Here is a 20,895-nt window from a genome sequence, read left to right as displayed (position 1 = left end):
TTCAGTGAGTGGGCTGGCCGTAGTCGCGGGCACCGAACAGGGCGGTACCGATGCGCACCCAGGTGGCGCCTTCGGCGATGGCGGCCTCCAGGTCATGGCTCATGCCCATGGACAAGGTGTCGAGGTTCAGCGCCAGGTCATCACGCAATTGGCGCAAACGGGCGAAGGCGGCATGTTGCGCGGCGCCATCGTCGGTAGGTTCGGGAATCGCCATCAGTCCACGCAGGCGCAGGTTGGGCAGGGCAGCGACGGCTTTGGCCAGTTCTGGTAACGCTTCCGGGCTGCAGCCGGATTTGCTGTCCTCAGCGCTGACATTGACCTGCAGGCAGATATTCAGCGGCGGCAGGTGGGCGGGGCGCTGCTCGGAGAGGCGTTGGGCGATTTTCAGGCGATCCACCGAATGTACCCAGTCGAAATGCTCGGCGATGGGCCGGGTCTTGTTCGATTGAATGGGGCCGATGAAGTGCCAGATCAAGGGTAGATCGTTCAATTCGACCTGTTTGCCCAATGCTTCCTGCAGGTAGTTCTCGCCAAAATCGCACAAACCGGCCGCATGAGCTTCACGAATGGCTGCTGCCGGTTTGGTCTTGCTCACCGCGAGCAGGCCGATATCCGTCAAATTACGCTGCGAGGCTTGCGCCGCCTCACGGATGCGCGCTCCGACCTTTGCAATATTCTCTGCTATCGTGGACATTACCTGCGCTCTATAAGCCTGGCCGTTGCGTTTGCGGCATTCTACCTGCTTGCTTGTAATTGGGGAGTCCCATGGATATCACTGAGCTGCTCGCCTTCAGCGCCAAGCAAGGCGCGTCGGATTTGCACCTCTCGGCGGGTCTGCCGCCGATGATCCGCGTCGACGGCGACGTACGCCGCATCAACCTGCCGCCGCTGGATCACAAGCAGGTACACGCGCTGATCTACGACATCATGAATGACAAGCAGCGCAAGGACTTCGAAGAGTTCCTCGAGACCGACTTCTCCTTCGAAGTGCCGGGTGTGGCGCGCTTCCGGGTCAACGCCTTCAACCAGAACCGTGGTGCCGGTGCGGTGTTCCGTACCATTCCGTCCAAGGTGCTGACCATGGAAGACCTGGGCATGGGCGAGGTGTTTCGCAAGATCACCGACGTGCCGCGCGGCCTGGTGCTGGTCACCGGCCCCACCGGTTCGGGCAAGTCGACCACCCTGGCGGCGATGCTCGACTACCTCAACAGCAACAAGTACCACCACATTCTCACTATCGAAGACCCGATCGAATTCGTCCACGAGTCGAAGAAGTGCCTGGTCAACCAGCGCGAGGTGCACCGCGACACCCACGGCTTCTCCGAAGCCCTGCGCTCGGCCCTGCGGGAAGACCCGGACATCATCCTGGTGGGCGAGATGCGCGACCTGGAAACCATCCGCCTGGCGCTGACCGCCGCGGAAACCGGTCACCTGGTGTTCGGCACCCTGCACACCACCTCCGCCGCCAAGACCATCGACCGGGTGGTCGACGTGTTCCCGGCCGAGGAGAAGTCGATGGTGCGTTCGATGCTCTCCGAGTCGCTGCAGGCGGTGATCTCGCAGACCCTGCTGAAGAAGATCGGCGGCGGTCGTGTTGCTGCTCACGAAATCATGATCGGTACGCCGGCCATCCGTAACCTGATCCGTGAGGACAAGGTCGCGCAAATGTATTCAGCGATCCAGACCGGTGGCGCGCTGGGCATGCAGACCCTCGATGCCTGTCTGAAGACGTTGGTGTCCAGGGGACTGGTCAGCCGCGACAGTGCGCGCGAGAAGGCCAAGAGCCCGGAAAACTTCTAGGAACTGGTGTGGGAGCGAGCGTTGCTCGCGAAGCTTTTGCGTCACCCTGTTCGCGGGCACAGCTCGCTCCCATGATTCGGCAGATGGCTGCCGAACGGCATTGCACACGAAGCTGCGAGAACGACGATGGAATTCGAAAAACTACTGCGCCTGATGGTCGAAAAAGGCGGCTCCGACCTGTTCATCACCGCTGGCGTACCGCCGTCGATGAAGGTCAATGGCAAGATCATGCCGGTGACCAAGAACGCCATGTCGCCGGAGCAGACCCGCGAGACCGTATTGGGCGTGATGAACGAGGCACAGCGTCGCGACTTCGCCGAGAACCATGAGTGCAACTTCGCCATCAGCGCCCGTGGTATCGGTCGTTTCCGCGTCAGCGCCTTCTACCAGCGCAACCTGGTGGGCATGGTGTTGCGCCGGATCGAGACCACCATCCCGACCATCGACGAACTCAAGCTGCCGGAAATTCTCAAGAAACTGGCGCTGACCAAGCGCGGCCTGGTGCTGTTCGTCGGTGCCACGGGTACCGGCAAGTCGACCTCTCTGGCGGCGATGATCGGCTACCGCAACAGGAACAGCAGCGGCCATATCATCTCCATCGAAGACCCGATCGAATACATCCACCAGCACCAGAGCTGCATCGTCACCCAGCGTGAAGTGGGCATCGACACCGAATCGTTCGAAGTGGCGCTGAAGAACACCCTGCGTCAGGCGCCGGACGTGATCCTCATCGGTGAGGTGCGGACCCGCGAGACCATGGATCATGCCGTGGCCTTCGCCGAAACCGGTCACCTGTGTCTGGCCACCCTGCACGCCAACAACGCCAACCAGGCGCTGGATCGCATCATCAACTTCTTCCCGGCCGACCGGCAGAACCAGGTGTGGATGGACCTGTCGCTCAACCTCAAGGCCATCGTCGCTCAGCAGTTGATTCCAACTCCAGATGGTAAAGGTCGCCGCGCGGTGATCGAGGTGCTGATCAACACCCCGCTGGCCGCTGACCTGATCCGCAAGGGCGAAGTGCACGAGCTCAAGGGTTTGATGAAGCGTTCCACCGAACAGGGCATGCAGACCTTCGATCAGGCGCTGTACAACCTCTACACCCAGGGCGAGATCACCTACGAAGATGCGCTGCTCTACGCCGACTCGGCCAACGACCTGCGCCTGATGATCAAGCTCGGATCGGAAACCGACGGCGATCACCTGACCAGCATGGCTCAGGGTCTGGCGCTGGAGGTCAGCGAGGAAGATCCGGGGCGTCGCTTCCGCTGATGCTGCCAGACGGGGGACGCGATGCGTCCCCTTCGTTTATCTGAGCGATGCGTTTGCCTTTCTTGCCGGCGAGCACCAATGCCTGGCCATCGCGCTGCGCACCGGCGCGTGCCTCGCTCATCAGTTGGGGAATCAGCGGGCCTTCCGGCAGATGCCTCCAGAATCTCAGTGGCAGATGCTGCTGCATCACCGTTCGGTTTAGGCGTGCCGGGTTGAAGGTGCTGCCGTAGTAGGCACGCCACAGGGCTTGGCCATCATCCTCGGGCTGTTGTGCCCAGGCTTGCCATTGCGCCGGGCAGCGGCGCTCATGCCGCAGGTGCTCGCCATCCCAGTAAACGCCGTCGCGTGGCGTGGCGATCAGCCAGCTGTGCTTGCCCAGGCGCTCGGCAAAGTGCCCGCTGGCCGAGGCAAGAATGTCATGCGCGGGCTCGAACCAGGCGACGAAGTCCGGCGCGCCTCGCACCTTGCTCGGCTGGAAACGCACGAACGCATGGAGGTGGTGTGCCTCGCGGCGCACCGCCTTGAGCCGGCGATGCAGCTCGCTGCCATCGGGATCGCCGGCCAGCACGGCACTGCGTTCGCCCTGCACGAAACGCCAGAGCACGCGGTAGAGCAGGCTCCAACGTTCATCGCCGCGGTACTGGGCGGCGCTTTCCAGCAGATCTAGCAGTTCGGGGGAGACGCGCAAGCGGCCGCTAGGCTCCGGCGCGCCCTCGGCGGGCTTATCGAACAGGCTGGGTGGGGCCTCCTCGTCCAGCCATTGCAACTGGTGCGGGGCCAGGCCTTGCAACAAGGCGCGGCGTGCGGCCTGGCGCCAGGTGGCGAAGGTGCCGTCGAAGCGCAGGCTGTGCATCACCACAACGCCATCTGTGCCGGGGTGTCGCGCAGTTGCTGGCGCAGCACTATGGACTCGTGCTCGGCGCGCGGTGGCCGGTAGTCCTGAGTGACGATAAAGGGCTTGGCCTTTTCCAGTACGCAGCGAAGTCGGGTCAGGTCTTCGTAGCGGATACGTCGTTCCCGCCGCAGAGCGCCCAAGCGCCGTGCGCTGAGCACGCCGATGCCGGGCACGCGGGCAATCAGTGATTCGTCGGCACGGTTGAGATCGACGGGAAATTGCTCGCGGTTGGCCAGGGCCCAGGCCAGCTTGGGGTCGATGTCTAGCGCCAGGTTGCCGGGACCGGCGAGCAGCTCCGTGGCGCTGAAACCGTAGCCGCGCATGAGGAAGTCGGCCTGGTACAGGCGATGCTCGCGCAGCAGCGGCGGCGCCTCGAAGGGCACGGTTTTCGGGCTTTGAGGAATCGGGCTGAACGCCGAGTAGTAGACGCGGCGCAGGCGGTAGTCGTGATACAGGCTCTGGGCGTTGTGCAGAATGGTGCTGTCATCGGTGGCGTCGGCGCCGACGATCATCTGCGTGCTCTGCCCGGCCGGGGCAAAGCGCGGCGCGCGGTGTTCTTCCTTGGCCTCACGCTCGCCGAGATGAATCTTGTGCATGGCCTGGTGGATGCTGCCGACGTTCTTTTCCGGTGCCAGGCGTACCAGGCTGGTTTCGGTGGGCAGCTCGATATTGACGCTGAGGCGGTCAGCGTACAGGCCGGCCTCGGCGATCAACTCCGGTGCGGCATCGGGGATGGTCTTCAGATGAATGTAGCCGCGGAACTGGTGCTCCTGGCGCAGCAGCTTGGCGACGCGGATCAGCTGCTCCATCGTGTAGTCGGCCGAGCGGATGATGCCGGAGCTGAGGAACAGGCCACTGATGCAATTGCGCTTGTAGAAGTCCAGGGTCAGGGTAACCACTTCCTCGGGGGTGAAGCGCGCACGCGGCACGTCGCTGGAGCGACGGTTGATGCAGTACTGGCAGTCGTACAGACAGAAGTTGGTCAGCAGGATCTTCAGCAGCGCCACGCAGCGACCGTCCGGCGTGTAGCTGTGGCAGATGCCCATGCCATTGGTCGAGCCGATGCCGTCCTTGCCCTTGGAGCTGCGCTTTGGTGCGCCGCTGCTGGCGCAGGAGGCATCGTACTTGGCGGCGTCGGCGAGGATGGTGAGCTTTTCGATCAGTTGCATGGCAGGCCATATCTATACTGTTTTTTTATACAGTATATGGGCTCCGTACAGCTATCAAGTCATTCGTTGTGTCGTGTCGCCTCTGAGCGCGTGAAACCTTATGTCTGCAGGCAGCGTCTGAAGCTATATGTCTATCAAGGAGTTCGCCATGCAACGACCCGATACGCACAGCAAGCTGATCGGCTACCTGTTGTGGATCTTCGGTTTCCTCGGCTCGCACCGCTTCTACTACGGCAAGCCGGTGACCGGTACCATCTGGTTCTTCACCCTGGGATTGCTCTTCATCGGATGGATCATCGACCTGTTCCTGATCCCGGCGATGGATCGCGAGGCCGATCTGCGCTTTACCGCAGGTGAAACCGATTACAACGTGGCGTGGATTCTGTTGACCTTCCTCGGCGTGTTCGGCGTGCACCGCATGTATCAGGGCAAGTGGATCACCGGGATCATCTACTTGTTTACCGGCGGCCTGTTCCTGATCGGCGTGCTCTACGACTTCTGGACGCTCAATACGCAGATCTCGATCAAGAACGCACAGCGCGGTTGAGTCAGGGGAATCAAGCGCCGTTGCCCGGATGCACTCCGGGGAAAATGAAAAGGGCATCCCACGGAATGCCCTTTTTTCGTAGCGCTGGCGGGATCAGTCGTCGCCGTCGTCATCGTCCCCGCCGTCGACCTTCATGCCCAGTTCCTTGATCTTGCGCGTCAGGGTGTTACGCCCCCAGCCCAGCAGCAGGGCCGCATCGCGGCGGCGGCCAGCGGTGTGTTTGAGCGCGGTCTCGATCATGATCCGCTCGAAGGCCGGCACGGCGACATCGAGCAGGTTGGACTGACCACGCGCCAGGGCCTGATCGGCCCACAGGCGCAGCGCCTGCTCCCAGTTGGTCACCGGCGCGGCGTCCTGCGGCTGGGTCAGCAGTTCCGGTGGCAGGTCGTCGACATGCACCTCGCGCCCCGAGGCCATGACGGTGATCCAGCGGCAGGTGTTCTCCAACTGGCGCACGTTGCCCGGCCAGGGCAGGTGCTTGAGGTAGTCCTCGGTTTCGCTCTTGAGCAATTTCGGCTCCACCGCCAGTTCCTGCGCGGCGCGGGCGAGGAAGTGGTGGGCCAGGGTCGGGATGTCCTCGCGGCGATCGGCCAGGCGGGGGATGTGAATGCGGATGACGTTGAGGCGGTGGAACAGGTCTTCACGGAACTTGCCGGCTGTCACCAGGGTTTCCAGGTTCTGGTGGGTGGCGGCGATGATGCGCACGTCCACCTTCACCGGGGTGTGACCACCAACGCGGTAGAACTCGCCATCGGCCAATACGCGCAGCAGACGAGTCTGAGTGTCAGCCGGCATGTCGCCGATTTCGTCGAGGAACAGGGTGCCGCCATCGGCCTGTTCGAAACGGCCGCGACGCTGGTTGGCCGCGCCGGTGAAGGCGCCTTTCTCGTGGCCGAACAGCTCGGACTCCATCAGGTCCTTGGGAATTGCCGCCATGTTCAGGGCAATGAACGGCGCTGCTGCGCGTGGGCTATGGCGGTGCAGGGCGTGCGCCACCAGCTCTTTACCCGTACCGGATTCGCCGTTGATCAGCACGGTGATATTGGAGTGGCTCAAGCGGCCAATAGCGCGGAACACCTCCTGCATCGCTGGTGCTTCACCGATGATTTCCGGAGTGCGCGCCTGTGCCGCCGGTACGGCCAGGCTCTGCTGTTCCTGAGCATGCTGGAAGGCGCGCTTGACCAGTGAAACGGCCTCGTCGACGTCGAACGGCTTGGGCAGGTACTCGAAGGCGCCGCCCTGGTAACTGGCTACTGCGCTGTCCAGGTCCGAATGCGCGGTCATGATGATCACCGGCAAGCGTGGATACAGCTCGCGGATGCGTGCCAGCAGGTCGAGGCCGCTGGCTCCGGGCATGCGGATGTCGGAGATGATCACGTCCGGCTGTTGGCGGGTCAGGCGGGCGAGTACACCGTCGGCACTGTCGAAACTCTGGGTGGTCATGCCTTCCTGTTGCAGGGCCTTTTCCAGTACCCAGCGGATGGAACGATCGTCGTCGACAATCCAGACGGTTTCACTGCGGCTCATGGCGTGGGCGCTCCTTGTTCCAGCGGTAGGAAGATCGAGAATACGGTGTGGCCGGGATAGCTCTCGCACTCGATCAGCCCCTGGTGCTGGCTGATGATGTTCTGGGTGATGGCCAGGCCCAGGCCGGTGCCGTCGGCACGACCGCTGACCATGGGATAGAAGATGGTTTCCTGCAGTTCCGGCGGAATGCCGGGACCGTTGTCGATGATCTCGACCTTGACCACCAGGCGATGGCGCGTATGGCCAATGGTGAACTGGCGCAGGGTGCGGGTACGCAGGCTGATGCGCCCGAGGCCCATGTCATGCTTCTGCCCGGCGATGGCCTGCATGGCGTTGCGCACGATATTGAGCACGGCCTGGATCATCTGCTCACGGTCGATCAGCAGATCTGGAATGCTTGGGTCGTAGTCGCGTACCAAGGTGATGCTGCCTTGGCTTTCCGCCTCAATCAGGTTGGCGACGCGCTCCAGCACCTCGTGCACGTTGGTCATCGACAGCGACGGCAACTTGTTCGAGCCGAGCATGCGGTCGACCAGGTTACGCAAGCGGTCGGCCTCTTCGATGATGACGTTGGTGTAGTCCTTGAGCTCTTCGTTGGGCAGTTCGCGCGACAGCAGTTGCGCCGCACCGCGAATGCCGCCGAGCGGATTCTTGATTTCGTGGGCCAGGCCGCGCACCAGCAGTTTGGTGGTTTCCTGCTTGGACAGCTGCGCCTCTTCCTTGGTGATGCGCAGCAGGCGGTCGCGCGGGTGCACTTCCAGCAGCAGCAGGGTCTCGCCCATGCTGAACAGCGGTGTTACCGCGTAGTCCACGGTCAGCGTCTGGCCGGTGACCGAGGTCAATACGGCTTCGCGCTTGTTGAATGGGTGCGCCTGTTCCACCGCCTGGCGCAAGGATGACAGCGCCTCGGGCGATTCGGTGAACAGGTCGCTGATGAACTGACCGTGGCTGCGTTGGCCGCTGACGGCCAGGAGCATTTCCGCCGCCGGGTTCATGTACTCAAGGCACAGCTGGCTGTTGAGCAGCAGGGTGGCGGTGGTCAGATTGTCGAGTAGCAGGCGGTGCAGCGCGTCGTTGATGGTCATAGGCAGTGCGTTCCGGCGATAGGCAGGAAAATGCAAGAAGCAAACCAAGGCCCCGAAAAGACGCATTATTTGTGCGGTCTGCCAGGTTTTGGTGGTGCTGGGGCGAGGCCGGGCGGGGAAAAGCGACCCAAAACAGGGAGAGCTTAGGAGGTGGTGCGCCAGATTGCATCATTAAGGTGCAATCTGCTTTCAGAGGAAAGGAAGGATGCTGGCCTTTTCCTTGGGCTTGTCTTTCAGCGGGCACTCGGGGCGAACGCCGTATTCATCTTTCTTGCACGGGTTGACCTTGCGCTTCTGCGCCAGGCTCATGCGGTGCATGTGGAAGGGCTGTGCCGGCGTGCGCTCGACGATGAGCCCGGCGGAGTCGATGATTTCTGCCACCAGTTGGTGCGTGCCGCGGTCGACGTGCTGCAGGGAGAACACCGGGCTGCGGCTGATCTCGCCCTGGGGTTCGCCGTCCAGCAGCAGGCGGTAGCTGTGGCCGGGCAGTAGGCCCGGCTCGCTGTTGAGGGTGACGATCATGTCGCCTGAGCCGTTGTGAATCGAGGCATCCGGCTCCGGCACGAGGATGCGCAGTACCTGGTAATGCACGGTCGGTTTGGTGACGGCAGGCGGGGCAACGCGCACCGTGGGTGTGGGGTGATTCAGAGCCGCGCTGTTGGACGGCGCCAGCATCACCCGCTCGGCATTGCTGTTGCGTGGTTTGTCGGTGAATACACGGTTACCTTCGGCGTCGATGTAGGTATAGACCTGAGCCAAAGCCGTTTGGGTGATGAACAGCAGGCAGAGCAGCAGTGCACGCATCGTGGTCAGTTCGTCGGTCTTGGGGTCGGGCGCGGTGGCGTGGCCGGTGGGCGAGCAGGGCTGTTGACGCTGATGCGCTGCACGGTAAAGGTTTCGGTAGCGCTCTGCTGGACGATGCGTTCGCCGGCCACCACTGCTACCGCCAGGCTGTGTGCGCCACGGTCAAGGTTGGTCAGTTGCAGGCTCGGTACGTTGCTGGCCTGGCCGTATGGCTCGCCATCGAGAATCAGGCGTAGCTGGTGGCCGGGCTGCAGGCGCGGCTGAATGTTCACGCCGACGATGAAGGTGCCGTTGTTGGCGCGCATCGCTTCGTCGTCAGGGATGCCGGTGAGGCTCAGCACCGAGTAGGGCGCTTCGCTCTGCGCTGGCGTGTTGTCGGTCGCAGGAATGCTCGGCGTCTGCATCTCCACCGTGTTGGTCGGGGGCAGGTTGACGCTTTCGGCGGCCGTGCCATCGGGTGGCTGATTGGTGAAGACCGTGTTGCCGTTGGCGTCGGCGTATTTGTAGATCTGCGCACTGGCCGGCAGGGCCAGGGCGAGCAGCAGGCAGGCGAGTAACGGGCGCATGGGCCGATCCTTCCGCGGGTGATGCGCTAAGCCTTGCACTGCTATCGGTTCCTGGCAAGCGCAGGGCGCTATGGCTGTGATGTTTGGCTACAAATCGGCACCGGTCATTGAGACGATTGCGTAGGGCTCGGGCTCTCGGTACGCACGGCGTACCCTGCGGCGGAAAATGAAAAAGCCCCGCCAGGCAGAGCCGGGCGGGGCTTTCGAAAGCGCCGCACGAGGCGGCGCAGACTGGCTTAGACGCTGTAGTACAGGTCGTATTCCAGCGGGTGTACGAAGGTACGTACCTTGATTTCTTCTTCGGACTTCAGCTCGATGTAGGCATCGATGAAGTCGTCGGAGAACACGCCGCCCTTGGTCAGGAACGCGCGGCCCTTGTCCAGCTCTTCCAGGGCTTCTTTCAGGCTGCCGCAGACCTGCGGGATCAGCTTGCCTTCTTCCGGCGGCAGGTCGTACAGGTTCTTGTCGGCGGCATCGCCCGGGTGGATCTTGTTCTGGATACCGTCCAGACCGGCCATCAGCAGTGCAGCGAAGCACAGGTACGGGTTGGCAGCCGGGTCCGGGAAGCGCGCTTCGATACGGCGGGCTTTCGGGCTGGAAACGTACGGAATACGGATCGAAGCGCTGCGGTTGCGAGCCGAGTAGGCCAGCATGACCGGCGCTTCGAAGCCCGGAACCAGGCGCTTGTAGGAGTTGGTCGACGGGTTGGTGAAGCCGTTCAGGGCCTTACCGTGCTTGATGATGCCGCCGATGAAGTACAGGGCGGTCTCGGACAGACCGGCATAGCCTTCGCCTGCGAAGGTGTTCTTGCCGTCCTTGGAGATCGACATGTGCACGTGCATGCCCGAACCGTTGTCGCCGTACAGGGGCTTGGGCATGAAGGTAGCGGTCTTGCCGTAGGCGTCGGCCACGTTGTGCACGCAGTACTTCAGGGTCTGAACTTCGTCAGCCTTGGCGACCAGGGTGTTGAACTTCACGCCGATTTCGTTCTGACCGGCAGTGGCCACTTCGTGGTGGTGTACTTCGACGACCAGACCCATTTCTTCCATGGCATTACACATGGCAGTACGGATTTCGTGGTCGTGGTCGCACGGCGGAACCGGGAAGTAACCACCTTTGACGGCCGGACGGTGGCCTTTGTTGCCGCCTTCCACGTCCTGGTCGGTCATCCAGGAGCCTTGCTCGGAGTAGATCTTGAACATCGAGCCGGAGATGTCGGACTTGAACTTCACTTCGTCGAAGATGAAGAACTCGGGCTCCGGGCCGACGAATACGGTGTCACCGATGCCGGTGGTTTTCAGGAACTCTTCGGCACGCTTGGCGATCGAGCGCGGGTCACGATCGTAGCCCTGCATGGTGCTTGGCTCGATGATGTCGCAAACGATGATCAGGGTCGGCTCTTCGGTGAACGGGTCCAGTACCGAAGTTTCGTCGACCGGCATCAGGATCATGTCGGAGGCTTCGATGCCTTTCCAGCCATGGATAGACGAGCCATCGAACATCTTGCCGTGCTCGAAGAAATCTTCGTCCAGGGCGTCACGGGCCGGCATGGTCACGTGGTGCTGCTTGCCCTTGGTGTCGGTGAAGCGCAGGTCTACCCACTTCACGTCGTGTTCTTTGATCAGTTGAACAGCCTTAGACATGTTGTCCTCCAGATGGAAAAGGCTCGCTTCGTGGAGCCCCGATATGTGCGGTGAAGCCCGGCGGGATAGTCCTTCAGGGCGACCTGCCTCACAAGGGAGCAAATTGCATGCCAGTGCCCTTTATTGGGCAGAGGCCGCGAAACTCAGGCGCTACGCCGGCTGCGCGCCGATTCCGCGGAGATATTTGCACCATTTAAGGGCTGCTGTTTATGGAAAAGGCCTATTTTGGTGCGCCAACTTGGGGTTGCAGTATTTTTGGTCAAAGCTTGAACAATTTCCGCTATAATCCGCGCCCCTGTTTTTTCGTCCCCCAAGCGGGCGGCCTATTCATGAAGCTGATCGTCAAAGTTTTCCCGGAAATCACCATCAAGAGCCGCCCGGTGCGCAAGCAGTTCATTCGCCAGTTGGGGAAGAACATTCGCTCCGTGCTGCGTGATCTTGACCCTGCTCTGCGGGTCACGGGTGTCTGGGATAACCTCGAGGTCGAGACCGACCTGGACGATCCCAAGCTGCTGGCCGAGATGACCGAACGCCTGCGCAACACGCCGGGCATTGGTCTGTTCCTCGAGGTGAATGAGTACCCGCTGGGCGATCTGGACGAGATCACCGAACACTGCAAGCGCCACTACGCCGACCAGTTGCCGGGCAAGATCTTCGCCGTGCGTTGCAAGCGTGGCGGCAAGCACGCGTTCAGCTCAATCGATGTCGAACGCCATGTTGGTTCACGTCTGCGTCAGGAGTGCGGTGCAGCCGGTATCGACCTGAAGAAACCGGACGTCGAAGTGCGCATGGAAATTCGCGACCAGCGCCTCTTCGTGGTGCATAACCGCCACGAAGGCCTCGGCGGTTACCCGCTGGGCTCGTTGGAACAGACCCTGGTGCTGATGAGCGGCGGCTTCGACTCCACCGTCGCGGCCTATCAGATGATGCGCCGCGGCCTGGTCAGCCACTTCTGCTTCTTCAATCTCGGTGGCCGTGCCCATGAACTGGGCGTGATGGAAGTGGCGCACTATATATGGCAGAAGTTCGGCCGCTCGCAGCGTGTGCTGTTCGTCAGCGTGCCGTTCGAGGAAGTGGTCGGCGAGATTCTCGGTAAGGTCGACAACAGCCAGATGGGTGTGATCCTCAAGCGCATGATGCTGCGCGCCGCCACCCGTGTTGCCGAAAAACTGCAGATCGAAGCGCTGGTCACCGGCGAGGCGATCAGCCAGGTGTCGAGCCAGACTCTGACCAACCTGGCGGTGATCGATTCGGCGACCGACATGCTGGTCATGCGCCCGCTGATTGCCAGCCACAAGCAGGACATCATCGACACCGCCACGCAAATCGGTACCGCCGAGTTCGCCAAGAACATGCCCGAGTACTGCGGCGTGATCTCGGTCAACCCGACCACCAAGGCGCGCGGTTACCGCATCGAGCACGAGGAGGCGCAGTTCGACATGGCCATCCTCGAACGCGCCCTCGAACGCGCGACTCAACTGCCCATCGACCGCGTGATCGACGAACTGGGCAAGGACGTGCAGGTCGAGGAAGTGCGCGAAGCACTGGCCGGGCAGATCGTCATCGACATTCGCCACCCCGACGCCGCTGAAGACGAGCCGCTCGACGTGCCGGGTATCGAGGTGCAGGCGCTGCCGTTCTATGCTTTGAACAACAAATTCAAGGAACTGGATGAGAACCGCCAGTACCTGCTGTATTGCGACAAGGGCGTCATGAGCCGCCTGCATGCCCATCACCTGCTGAGCGAGGGGCATGCCAATGTGCGCGTTTATCGTCCGACATAAGACGCCGGGGCTTAATGGCGGCAGTATCCGCCATCGCCCTCCCGACCCGGGGCACCTCTAAAAACTACCTGCGTTGTCATTGCTGCGTTAAAAACAAGCTTAAAATGCTCACATAGCTCGTAAAGTCGAGCGCGACTCCGACCGTTTTTCGCTTGTTTCTGCCTTGCACTGACTGCCTCGCCTACGTTTTTAGAGGTGCCCCGATCAGCTCGCTGATCCCAGTTTCTACATATTCGTCGTCCAGGCTGGGCGACACACCGAATCCTCTGATCGAGATACATACAGTGATCGAAAAACTGCGCAACATCGCCATCATCGCCCACGTCGACCATGGCAAAACCACCCTCGTCGACGCCCTGCTGCGTCAATCCGGCACCCTGGAGCGTAACGAGCTCAACGACGAGCGCGTGATGGACAGCAACGACCAGGAAAAAGAGCGCGGCATCACCATTCTGGCCAAGAACACCGCCATCAAGTGGAACGACTACCGCATCAACATCGTCGACACCCCCGGCCACGCCGACTTCGGCGGTGAAGTAGAGCGGGTGATGTCCATGGTCGACTCCGTACTGCTGGTCGTTGATGCCCAGGACGGCCCGATGCCGCAAACCCGCTTCGTGACCAAGAAGGCCTTCGAAGCCGGCCTCAAGCCGATCGTCGTGATCAACAAGATCGACCGTCCGGGCGCGCGTCCTGACTGGGTCATGGATCAGATCTTCGACCTGTTCGATAACCTCGGCGCCACCGATGAGCAACTCGACTTCCAGGTCGTCTACGCCAGCGCCCTGAACGGCATCGCCGGTCTCGACCACACCGCCATGGCCGAAGACCTGACCCCGCTGTACCAGGCCATCGTCGACCACGTGCCGGCGCCGAACGTCGACCTCGACGGCCCGTTCCAGATGCAGATCTCCGCGCTGGACTACAACAGCTTCCTCGGCATCATCGGTGTCGGCCGTATCGCCCGTGGTCGCGTCAAGCCGAACACGCCGGTAGTGGCCATCGACGTCGACGGCAAGAAGCGTAACGGCCGTATCCTCAAGCTGATGGGCCACCACGGCCTGCACCGCGTAGACGTCGAAGAAGCCACCGCCGGTGACATCGTCTGCGTCAGCGGCATGGACCAGCTGTTCATCTCCGACACCCTGTGCGACATCAACCATGTCGAGGCGATGAAGCCGCTGACCGTCGACGAGCCGACCGTGTCGATGACCTTCCAGGTCAACGATTCGCCGTTCTGCGGCAAGGAAGGCAAGTTTGTCACCAGCCGCAACATCAAGGAGCGTCTGGACAAGGAGCTGCTGTACAACGTGGCCCTGCGCGTTGAAGAGGGCGACAGCGCCGACAAGTTCAAGGTCTCCGGTCGTGGCGAGCTGCACCTCTCGGTACTGATCGAAACCATGCGCCGCGAAGGCTTCGAAATGGGCGTCGGCCGTCCGGAAGTGATCATCCGTGAAGTCAACGGCGTCAAGCAGGAGCCGTACGAGAACGTCACCATCGACATCCCGGAAGAATCCCAGGGCAAGGTCATGGAAGAGATGGGCCTGCGTAAGGGCGACCTGACCAACATGGCGCCGGACGGCAAAGGCCGTGTGCGCCTGGAATACAACATCCCGGCTCGCGGTCTGATCGGTTTCCGTAACCAGTTCCTGACCCTGACCAACGGTGCCGGCATCCTGACCTCGATCTTCGACCGTTACGACACCGTTAAGCCGGGCACCATGTCTGGCCGTCAGAACGGCGTACTGGTGTCGATCGATACCGGCAAGGCGCTGACCTACTCCCTGGAAACCCTGCAGGCGCGCGGCAAGCTGTTCATCGAGCACGGCCAGGAAATCTACAACGGTCAGATCATCGGCCTGAACAGCCGCGACAACGACCTGGGCGTCAACCCCACCAAGGGCAAGAAGCTCGACAACATGCGTGCTTCGGGCAAGGATGAAACCATCGCCCTGGTACCGCCGGTTCGCTTCACCCTGGAGCAGGCTCTGGAGTTCATCCAGGATGACGAGCTGTGCGAAGTGACGCCGAAGTCGATCCGTCTGCGCAAGAAGATCCTCGACGAAGGCGAGCGCACCCGCGCTGCCAAGAAAGCCAACAAGGCTTGATGCGGCTAGCTTAGCGCTGTAACTGAAAAGCCCCGCCAGAGCGATCTGGCGGGGCTTTTTTGTGGGCTTTCGCCGAGCGCCGGGACGCGCGGGCATGAGTCGCGGGCTAGCGGCTCAGCTCATACACACAGATGTTTACCGTGCTGGCCAGGTTCAGTGACTCGATCGCGCCGCTGCCGGCGATGGTGAACGGCGTGGCGTTGAGCTCGCTCAGCGCCTGGCTTGGGACGCCGCGCGCTTCGTTGCCGAACAGGTAGCACTCGGCCTGCGCGAAGGCCGGTGCGCGCAGGCTTTGGCCCTGCATGTCGAGGCAGGCGATGCGTGCAAAGCGCGTGCTCAGGTTGTCGAGGCTGACATCCTGCTCGATGGAGGTGTGAAAGATTGCCCCCATGCTGGCGCGCACCACCTTGGGATTGAAGGGGTCGACGCTGCCGGGGCTGAGCAGGCAGCGGAAGCCGCCGAACCAGGCGAGGCTGCGCAGGATGGTGCCGAGGTTGCCGGGGTCCTGGATCTCGTGCAGGTAGATGGCCTTGCCGGCCGGCGCCGACGGGCCGGAGCCAATCGCCGCCATCGGCACTACCGCGATGATCCCCTGGGGGGTCTTGGTGTCGGCGATCTGCGCCATCTGCCGGTCACTGATCAGGTGCGTCCTGAACGGGCTCTGCCAGTGCTCGTAGGCGGCCGTGACGTAGAGTTCGCTGCTTGCCAGCAGGGGCGCGTGCTGCGCCGCTTTCTGCAGTTCCAGTACCAGGTGTTCGCCCTCGACGAGGAAGTGGCCGAATTGCTCCCGGTACTTTTTCTGCTGCAGTTTCTTGACGTCGTCGAGTTTCATGGAAGGCCTGGAAAGGGGCGTGAAAGCGGGGCTCCTCGCGGTAGCGAGGCCGCTGCGATTGTACCTGCCACCCGGCGGGCTGTCAGGCTGCAGGGCCGGCCGGCGTGAGCCGGAGGGCTGCGATGGCTTATACTCGCGACAATTGTGCAGCCCGGGTCACCATGCCGGCGGGCTGCCTTCCTGGAATTGATCTGGTTGAACGATGAAACGCTCAAAAAGCAGCAGCCGCTGGCTGAACGAACATGTGAACGATCCCTACGTGAAGCAGGCGCAGAAGGACGGCTACCGCTCGCGTGCCGCCTACAAGCTGATCGAGATCAACGAAAAGGACAAGCTGATTCGTCCCGGTATGCTGATGATGGACCTGGGCTCGGCCCCCGGTGGCTGGTCGCAGATCGCCGGACGTATGGTGGGGGCCACCGGCCGGGTAATCGCCAGCGACATCCTGCCGATGGATTCGCTCGATAACGTCGACTTCATTCAGGGTGACTTCACCGACGACAAGGTGTTCCAGCAGATTCTCGATCTGCTCGATGGTCGTCGCCCGGATTTGATCGTCTCTGACATCGCCCCCAATATCAGCGGCGTCGGCGTGGCCGATCAGGCAGCGTCGATGTATCTGGTGGAACTGGTGCTGGACATGGCCCGACAGGTGCTCAAACCTGGCGGCAACTTCGTCGCCAAGGTGTTTCAGGGCGAGGGTTCGGATGAGTACCTGCGCGACGTACGGCGTTCCTTCGAGAAGGTCATGGTGCGCAAGCCGGCAGCCTCGCGTCCGCGTTCGCGTGAGGTGTACTTCGTCGCCAAGGGCTTCAAGGGCGACGCTCAGTAAGGATCAGTTTGCGCGCACGCGCGGCGTTTGTGCTGAGCCAGCCAGCGCTCGGCGTTCAGTGATGCGCTTGCTGCGGGGAGGCTTACGGGGGAAGTGGCCGGCCTAATGAGGCCGGCCACTGGCATGGCCCGTCGGGGCGTTGTCAGCCCTCAACCTGGCGCAGTTGCGCCGGGGTGTCGCCGAGGTTGTTGAGCATGCGCTCGCTGTACCAGTCGAGGAAGTTGATCACGCCGAACTCGTAGGTCTTGGAGTACGGGCCCGGCTGGTAGGCGGTGGAGTTGATGCCGCGCTGGTTTTCTTCACCGAGACGGCGATCCTGGTCGTTGGTGGCATCCCATACCTGGCGCAGACGAGCCACGTCATAGTCGACGCCTTCGACGGCGTCCTTGTGCACCAGCCATTTGGTGATGACGATCGTCTCCTGGGCGCTGATCGGCCATACGGTGAAGTTGATCAGGTGATCGCCCATGCAGTGGTTCCACGAATGCGGCAGGTGCAGGATGCGCATGGAGCCCAGGTCCGGGTCGGTGATGCGTCCCATCAGCTTGTTGCAGCCCGGCTTGCCGTCCATGGTCATGGAAACGGTGCCCTTGAGCAGCGGCATGCGCACGATGCGGTTGCGCAGACCGAAGCTGGCGTGGGCGTAGGGAATGTTGTCCTTGTCCCAGCGGCCGGTGCATTCGGCCACCTGATCCTTGAATGCCTGGCTGGCGCGTGGGTCGGTGACGTCATCCCATTCCAGCAGGGTGTTGAGCAGTTCCGGGTGCGAACCGTTGCAGTGGTAGCACTCGCGGTTGTTCTCGATCACCAGCTTCCAGTTGGCCCTCTCGTGCATGACGCTCTGCACCGCGACCTTGGTGTTCTCCATGTCGTACGGCTCCATGTAATGAGCCAGGGTGCTCAGGAACTCGTCGATGGCCGGCGGGTTGTCCGCCAGGCTGATGAAGATGAAGCCGCCAGCGGTCTTGCAGTTGACCGGTTTGAGGTTGTAGTCGGAGAGCTTGAAGCCTTCGCCCATCTCGGTGCCGGCGAACAACAGGCGACCATCGAGCTCATAAGTCCATTGGTGGTAGGGGCAGACCAACTTGGCGACCTTGCCTTTGTCGGAGACGCACAGGCGCGAACCACGATGGCGGCAGACGTTGTGGAAGGCATGGATCTGACCTTCGGCGCCGCGGATGACGATGATCGGGTTGTCGCCGATCTGCAGGGTGAGGAAGTTGCCCTTGGTCGGGATTTCGCTGGTCATGCCGGCGATCAACCATTCCTTGTGGAAGATCTCCTGCATGTCGACCTGGAACAGGCGCTCGTCGTTGTAGAACGGCTGCGGCAGCGAGAAGCTGTGGTCGCGTTCGTGCAGCATCTGCGCGGTGGCCTTGCGGACGGGCTCCAGCGGGTCGCCCAGGCTCAGATTTTGGGTGCAGTCCATGTTGGCTCCTCAGTGGCTGGCGCGTTATGCCTGCCGGAAAAAGTGGCTGATACGGTATGTGCCGCAAGGTGGTCGTTTATCACTGCCGCCTGCGATGGGCGTGCATGCTTGGTGAGGCGGAGTGTGGAGCCGAGCCAAGGCGAAACCTTATCCATGGGCGACATGGCCGGATGCGTTTCCGACGCGCTAGCCCCCGTGCTATCAGGCAGGTCGCGATAAGCATGTGGATGTCGCTGGTAGATAAATGACGGCGCTCGGCCTTTCGCACAATCGGTGACATATAGGCCGACATCCGGCCGTGTGGAGAGCTGTTCATGACCACCACCAACGCCTTCCTCAACCCGGTTACCACGCAGACCTGGACCAACGGCCGCCACCTGGTGCGTTGCGTCAAGGTGATCCAGGAAACCTGGGATGTGCGCACCTTCTGCTTCATGGCCGACCAGCCCGTGCTGTTCTTCTTCAAGCCCGGGCAGTTCGTCACCCTGGAGCTGGAGATCGATGGCCAGCCGATCATGCGCTCCTACACCATTTCCAGCTCGCCTTCGGTGCCTTACAGCTTCTCCATCACCATCAAGCGGGTGCCGGGCGGCAAGGTCTCCAACTGGCTGCACGACAACCTCAAGGAAGGCGACGAGGTACCGGTGCACGGCCCGGTCGGCTTGTTCAATGCCATCGATTTCCCTTCCGACAAGGTGCTCTATCTCTCCGGCGGTGTCGGCATCACCCCGGTGATGTCGATGGCGCGCTGGTTCTACGACACCAACGCCAACGTCGACATGATCTTCGTGCACAGCGCGCGCTCGCCCAAGGACATCATCTACCAGCGCGAGCTGGAGCACATGGCCGCGCGCATCAACAACTTCAGCCTGCACGTGATTTGCGAGAAGCATGGCCTGGGTGAGTCCTGGGCTGGCTATCGCGGTTACCTGAACAAGCCAATGCTGGAGCTGATGGCACCGGACTTCCTCGAACGCGAAATATTCTGCTGTGGTCCGACGCCCTACATGAGCGCGGTCAAGCGTCTGCTCGAGGCGGCGGGCTATGACATGAGCCGCTACCACGAGGAGGCCTTCGGCCCGACGCCACCGGAGATCCGCGCCGAGGTCAAGGAACTGGCCGCCGAAGCCGCCGAGGCGCCCGAGGTGCCGGTGGCCGAGCTCAATCAGGTGGAGTTCATCAGTACCGGCAAGAGCATCCGTGTGGTGCCTGGCGAAACCGTGCACGCCGCTGCGGCCAAGCTTGGCCTGCATATCCCCAAGGCCTGTGGCATGGGTATCTGCGGTACCTGCAAGGTGATGAAGACTGCCGGGGAAGTGGAAATGGAGCACAACGGCGGCATCACCGACGAGGATGTGGCCGAGGGCTACATCCTGTCGTGCTGCAGCGTGCCGAAAGGGGATGTGGCAATCGACTATTGATCGTCATGAATATCCGTAGCCCGGATGAAATCCGGGCTACTTAGCCATAAACACCGTTCGTGGCCTTAAGGCGTTTCAGGCGCTCATCACTTCACGGATATCTGCAGCCAACTGACGCACACGGGCTTCGTCGGTATCCCAGCTGCACATGAAGCGCGCGCCGCCAGCGCCGATGAAGGTGTAGAAACGCCAGCCGCGTGCGGTGAGGGCAGCGATGGCCGGCTCCGACAGTTGCAGGAACACGCCGTTGGCTTCCACCCGGAACATCAGGCTGACGCCGGGTACATCCGCCACCAGGTTGGCCAGCAACTGCGCGCAGCGGTTGGCGTGGTTGGCGTATTTCAGCCAGACATCGTTCTGCAGGATGCCGACCCAGGGCGCGGACAGGTAGCGCATCTTCGAGGCCAGTTGGCCGGCCTGCTTGCAGCGGTAGTCGAAGTCCTCGGCCAGATCCTTGTTGAAGAAGACGATGGCCTCACCGACGGCCATGCCGTTCTTGGTGCCGCCGAAGCACAGCACATCGACGCCGGCCTTCCAGGTCAGCTCTGCCGGGGTGCAGCCGAGGAAGGCGCAGGCGTTGGAGAAGCGTGCGCCGTCCATGTGCAGGTGCAGGCCCAGCTCCTCGCAGACCTGGCTGATGGCGCGGACTTCTTCCGGGCGATAGACGGTGCCTACTTCGGTGGCCTGGGTGAGGGTGACCACGCGCGGTTTCGGGTAGTGGATATCCTGACGCTTGCGGGCGATCTCGCGGATCGCTTGCGGGGTCAGCTTGCCGTTATCGGTCTTGGCCAGCAGCAGCTTGGAGCCGTTGGAGAAGAACTCCGGTGCGCCGCATTCGTCGGTTTCGACGTGGGCGGTCTCCGAGCAGATCACGCTGTGGTAGCTCTGGCACAGCGAGGCCAGGGCCAGGGAGTTGGCCGCGGTGCCGTTGAAGGCGAAGAACACCTCGCAGTCGGTCTCGAACAGGCGGCGGAAGTGATCGGCAGCGCGCGCCGTCCATTCGTCATCGCCGTAGGCGCGCTGGTGGCCCTGGTTGGCCTCGGCCATGGCGGCCCAGGCTTCGGGACAGATGCCGGAGTAGTTGTCGCTGGCGAATTGCTGGGCATTGTCGGGCATTGGCGCGTTCCTTCTGAAAAACCTGCCGGCGGGTCTGCCGGGAAAGCCTCTACTTTAACCCTGCG

18 protein-coding genes are annotated in these 20,895 nt (G+C 62.1%); 7 read left to right on the top strand and 11 right to left on the bottom strand.

Annotation, left to right across the window (positions count from 1 at the left end):
- Position 1 precedes the first annotated feature (1 nt).
- Positions 2-694, bottom strand: a complete 693-nt coding sequence (locus AAEQ75_RS06350; RefSeq protein WP_125879702.1) for a YggS family pyridoxal phosphate-dependent enzyme — start codon at positions 692-694, stop codon at positions 2-4.
- A gap of 71 nt (positions 695-765) precedes the next feature.
- On the opposite strand from AAEQ75_RS06350, the gene AAEQ75_RS06345 reads away from it, so the two are divergent.
- Together AAEQ75_RS06345 and AAEQ75_RS06340 are read left to right on the top strand one after the other, a co-directional pair.
- On the top strand, positions 766-1,800 hold the full coding sequence (locus tag AAEQ75_RS06345; protein ID WP_125879700.1) for a type IV pilus twitching motility protein PilT: 1,035 nt from the start codon (positions 766-768) through the stop codon (positions 1,798-1,800).
- 126 nt (positions 1,801-1,926) lie between these two features.
- Complete coding sequence (locus AAEQ75_RS06340) at positions 1,927-3,072, top strand: PilT/PilU family type 4a pilus ATPase (RefSeq protein ID WP_099525931.1); 1,146 nt, start codon at positions 1,927-1,929, stop codon at positions 3,070-3,072.
- Here AAEQ75_RS06340 and AAEQ75_RS06335 read toward each other — a convergent pair.
- Both AAEQ75_RS06335 and AAEQ75_RS06330 read right to left on the bottom strand, forming a co-directional pair.
- On the bottom strand, positions 3,038-3,925 hold the full coding sequence (locus tag AAEQ75_RS06335; protein ID WP_125879698.1) for a TIGR03915 family putative DNA repair protein: 888 nt from the start codon (positions 3,923-3,925) through the stop codon (positions 3,038-3,040). The genes AAEQ75_RS06340 and AAEQ75_RS06335 overlap by 35 nt on opposite strands.
- Positions 3,925-5,136 (bottom strand): putative DNA modification/repair radical SAM protein, encoded by a 1,212-nt coding sequence (locus tag AAEQ75_RS06330; protein WP_125879696.1) that lies wholly within the window; start codon positions 5,134-5,136, stop codon positions 3,925-3,927. The genes AAEQ75_RS06335 and AAEQ75_RS06330 overlap by 1 nt, the downstream gene beginning before the upstream one ends.
- A gap of 148 nt (positions 5,137-5,284) precedes the next feature.
- On the opposite strand from AAEQ75_RS06330, the gene AAEQ75_RS06325 reads away from it, so the two are divergent.
- Complete coding sequence (locus AAEQ75_RS06325) at positions 5,285-5,683, top strand: NINE protein (protein WP_099525928.1); 399 nt, start codon at positions 5,285-5,287, stop codon at positions 5,681-5,683.
- 93 nt (positions 5,684-5,776) lie between these two features.
- Here the strand turns inward: AAEQ75_RS06325 and ntrC are convergent, their stop codons facing one another.
- The 5 genes from ntrC to glnA form a co-directional block, all read right to left on the bottom strand.
- Positions 5,777-7,210 (bottom strand): nitrogen regulation protein NR(I), encoded by a 1,434-nt coding sequence (ntrC, locus tag AAEQ75_RS06320; protein ID WP_343351185.1) that lies wholly within the window; start codon positions 7,208-7,210, stop codon positions 5,777-5,779.
- Positions 7,207-8,295 (bottom strand): nitrogen regulation protein NR(II), encoded by a 1,089-nt coding sequence (glnL, locus tag AAEQ75_RS06315; protein ID WP_099525926.1) that lies wholly within the window; start codon positions 8,293-8,295, stop codon positions 7,207-7,209. The genes ntrC and glnL overlap by 4 nt, the downstream gene beginning before the upstream one ends.
- A gap of 189 nt (positions 8,296-8,484) precedes the next feature.
- Positions 8,485-9,099 (bottom strand): DUF4124 domain-containing protein, encoded by a 615-nt coding sequence (locus AAEQ75_RS06310; protein ID WP_343351184.1) that lies wholly within the window; start codon positions 9,097-9,099, stop codon positions 8,485-8,487.
- A gap of 5 nt (positions 9,100-9,104) precedes the next feature.
- Positions 9,105-9,665 (bottom strand): DUF4124 domain-containing protein, encoded by a 561-nt coding sequence (locus AAEQ75_RS06305; protein ID WP_343351183.1) that lies wholly within the window; start codon positions 9,663-9,665, stop codon positions 9,105-9,107.
- 236 nt (positions 9,666-9,901) lie between these two features.
- Positions 9,902-11,308, bottom strand: a complete 1,407-nt coding sequence (gene glnA / locus AAEQ75_RS06300; RefSeq protein WP_013717510.1) for a glutamate--ammonia ligase — start codon at positions 11,306-11,308, stop codon at positions 9,902-9,904.
- A 329-nt stretch (positions 11,309-11,637) separates the two neighbouring features.
- On the opposite strand from glnA, the gene thiI reads away from it, so the two are divergent.
- Both thiI and typA read left to right on the top strand, forming a co-directional pair.
- Positions 11,638-13,092 (top strand): tRNA uracil 4-sulfurtransferase ThiI, encoded by a 1,455-nt coding sequence (thiI, locus tag AAEQ75_RS06295; RefSeq protein ID WP_343351182.1) that lies wholly within the window; start codon positions 11,638-11,640, stop codon positions 13,090-13,092.
- 284 nt (positions 13,093-13,376) lie between these two features.
- Positions 13,377-15,200 carry a translational GTPase TypA gene (gene typA, locus AAEQ75_RS06290; protein WP_343351181.1) on the top strand — a complete coding sequence of 608 codons (1,824 nt, stop codon included), beginning with the start codon at positions 13,377-13,379 and terminating at the stop codon, positions 15,198-15,200.
- Positions 15,201-15,306: 106 nt separating this feature from the next.
- Here typA and AAEQ75_RS06285 read toward each other — a convergent pair whose 3' ends face one another.
- The gene (locus AAEQ75_RS06285; RefSeq protein ID WP_343351180.1) at positions 15,307-16,032 is read right to left on the bottom strand and encodes a TrmH family RNA methyltransferase; all 726 of its coding nucleotides are present in this window, start codon (positions 16,030-16,032) and stop codon (positions 15,307-15,309) included.
- A gap of 202 nt (positions 16,033-16,234) precedes the next feature.
- On the opposite strand from AAEQ75_RS06285, the gene rlmE reads away from it, so the two are divergent.
- Entirely contained in the window at positions 16,235-16,864 is a 630-nt protein-coding gene (gene rlmE, locus AAEQ75_RS06280) for a 23S rRNA (uridine(2552)-2'-O)-methyltransferase RlmE (RefSeq protein WP_003463912.1), read from the top strand.
- Between the two features lie 142 nt (positions 16,865-17,006).
- On the opposite strand, the gene gbcA is transcribed toward rlmE, so the two are convergent.
- Positions 17,007-18,293, bottom strand: a complete 1,287-nt coding sequence (gene gbcA / locus AAEQ75_RS06275) for a glycine-betaine demethylase subunit GbcA (protein ID WP_343351179.1) — start codon at positions 18,291-18,293, stop codon at positions 17,007-17,009.
- A 314-nt stretch (positions 18,294-18,607) separates the two neighbouring features.
- Between gbcA and gbcB the strand changes: the two genes are divergently transcribed.
- The gene (gbcB, locus tag AAEQ75_RS06270; protein ID WP_179574703.1) at positions 18,608-19,714 is read left to right on the top strand and encodes a glycine-betaine demethylase subunit GbcB; all 1,107 of its coding nucleotides are present in this window, start codon (positions 18,608-18,610) and stop codon (positions 19,712-19,714) included.
- Between the two features lie 75 nt (positions 19,715-19,789).
- On the opposite strand, the gene AAEQ75_RS06265 is transcribed toward gbcB, so the two are convergent.
- Positions 19,790-20,830: a low specificity L-threonine aldolase gene (locus AAEQ75_RS06265; RefSeq protein WP_003463906.1), complete on the bottom strand. Its 1,041-nt coding sequence runs from the start codon at positions 20,828-20,830 to the stop codon at positions 19,790-19,792.
- Positions 20,831-20,895 lie beyond the last annotated feature (65 nt).

It is taken from the genome of Pseudomonas sediminis (assembly GCF_039555755.1).
Taxonomy (GTDB): domain Bacteria; phylum Pseudomonadota; class Gammaproteobacteria; order Pseudomonadales; family Pseudomonadaceae; genus Aquipseudomonas; species Aquipseudomonas mendocina_D.
This window is presented reverse-complemented; position numbering and strand designations above follow the sequence as displayed.